Raw genomic sequence first — 1,662 nt, 5'->3', positions numbered from 1 at the left:
GGGTTAGGCGCCGGCATCGATAGGCCAAGGTAGAGAGGCAGGGCTGGACGCTCCACCACGCCGCGGATCGTTATTGATTGCCCACGTGACCTCTGAAACTGTGGGTTCATTCTTAAGTACGCGATCAACTTCGATAGCAAGCCGCTGAATGGCGGCGGTACGCGGAGGTGGACGCTTGCCGAACAGCCTGCCGACAAAGCTAGGCAGGCCAATTGGTTCGATGAAGAGCTGCCATGCTTCACCTTCAAAGTAGCGCGCAAAGCATACCCAAACCCGACTGCCTTCTACCGTACACGGAACGTACCAACCACAGTCGCGCCAGTTGTCGAATTCTTCCACGATCGGAAGGAAGGTTCGCAAGTGTTGCTCGATCTTTCGGGCGAGATAACAACCATCTGGATGGTCGTATTCTGAATCGATGGGGAAGGATGCCTGAAAGGCTGCRAGAGCTTTGACCTTCATGAGGCGCCTAACGTAATGTATGCCGCAAAACCTGCCGTATAACCTGGCGGTTGCAATCTAATTTGGACATAAAAACCCTCTGTAAGCCGCTTGCATGCTGGGCCTCGAAGAAATATACTGTAAATTCATACAGGCATAAAAATTCTGTGAAACCCCGCAATCCTCCACTGCAGTCTGCCCGCTTGCTGGATCAGGTCCGGGAGCGGGTTCGGTATTTGCACTATGGCCTTGGCACTGAGAAAACTTACCTGTATTGGGTCCGTTTTTTTGTCCGATGGCATGGCCGCAACGGCCACATGACGCATCCGCGCGACATCGGAACACAAGGTAGAGCCCATATCCGTTTGCGCCTTGCACCTCGATGATTTACGCCCATGTGCGGAAGGTTGCCGCTGGCGGCACCGCCAGCCCGCTGGACGCCCTGCTCGCCTGAAACGCTATTGATTTGATAGCTTCTCGCGCATATTCCGTTTGGGCTTCAGCCCATTTTAATACCTAAAAAGAGGCCCAAATTAGCTTTGGAGGAGGCTGCGGGCCTTTGCAAAGTGTGGCAGCGCCAAAACCCCTTGCTTTTGAGCACTTGGGGGCTGCTTTTTAGATACGAAACAGGCCTGTAGACCAATGCAGACAGGCGCAAGCAGCTACTGATTTAATAGCAAAAAAAAGCGGTGCACAAAGCGCCGCCCTCGTTCCAACCCCACGCAGAGGCCTCAGTGCGCGCCCGCAGCGGCGTCCGCACTCCCCGCTCCCGCCTTGGTATGCCGCGTCAAAAACACCAGCGGAATCAGCAGCAGGAAGATCAGCGAGGAGGCATAAAACACGTCGTTGGCGGCCAGCATGTAGGCCTGCTGGTCGACCAGGCGGTTGATGGTGCCCAGGGCCTGGTCGGGCGTGAGGCCGGCACCGGCGAGGCCCGTGAGGGCGCTGTTGGTGGCGGTGCTGCCCTGGTTCACGTATTCGCTGATCTGCGCGTGGTGCATGGCGGCGCGGTCTTGCCAGATGGTGGTGGCAATCGAGGTGCCGAAGGAGCCGGCCGTGATGCGCACGAAGTTCGACAGGCCGGAGGCCGCGGGAATCTTGTCGGGCGAAATGCCCGACAGCGTGATGGTGACCAGGGGGATGAAGAAGAAGGCCATGGCCACGCCCTGGATGATGGTCGGGATCATGATGGTGCGGAAGTCGGCCTGGGTGTTGAAGTTG

The 1,662-nt window shown here is 57.2% G+C and carries 2 protein-coding genes and 1 pseudogene; 1 reads left to right on the top strand and 2 read right to left on the bottom strand.

Translation table 11 applies throughout. From position 1 onward, the window contains the following. Positions 1-3: 3 nt before the first annotated feature. Positions 4-462, bottom strand: coding sequence for a hypothetical protein (locus tag AC1DWI_RS22200; RefSeq protein ID WP_477671611.1), 459 nt, complete (start codon positions 460-462; stop codon positions 4-6). A gap of 146 nt (positions 463-608) precedes the next feature. On the opposite strand from AC1DWI_RS22200, the gene AC1DWI_RS22195 reads away from it, so the two are divergent. After that, positions 609-827 (top strand): phage integrase N-terminal SAM-like domain-containing protein, encoded by a 219-nt coding sequence (locus AC1DWI_RS22195; RefSeq protein ID WP_477671610.1) that lies wholly within the window; start codon positions 609-611, stop codon positions 825-827. Between the two features lie 345 nt (positions 828-1,172). On the opposite strand, the pseudogene AC1DWI_RS22190 reads toward AC1DWI_RS22195, so the two are convergent. Then, positions 1,173-1,662: pseudogene (locus AC1DWI_RS22190) on the bottom strand (MFS transporter); the annotation flags it as partial.

It is taken from the genome of Polaromonas sp. P3_C2, assembly GCF_056402675.1.
This window is presented reverse-complemented; position numbering and strand designations above follow the sequence as displayed.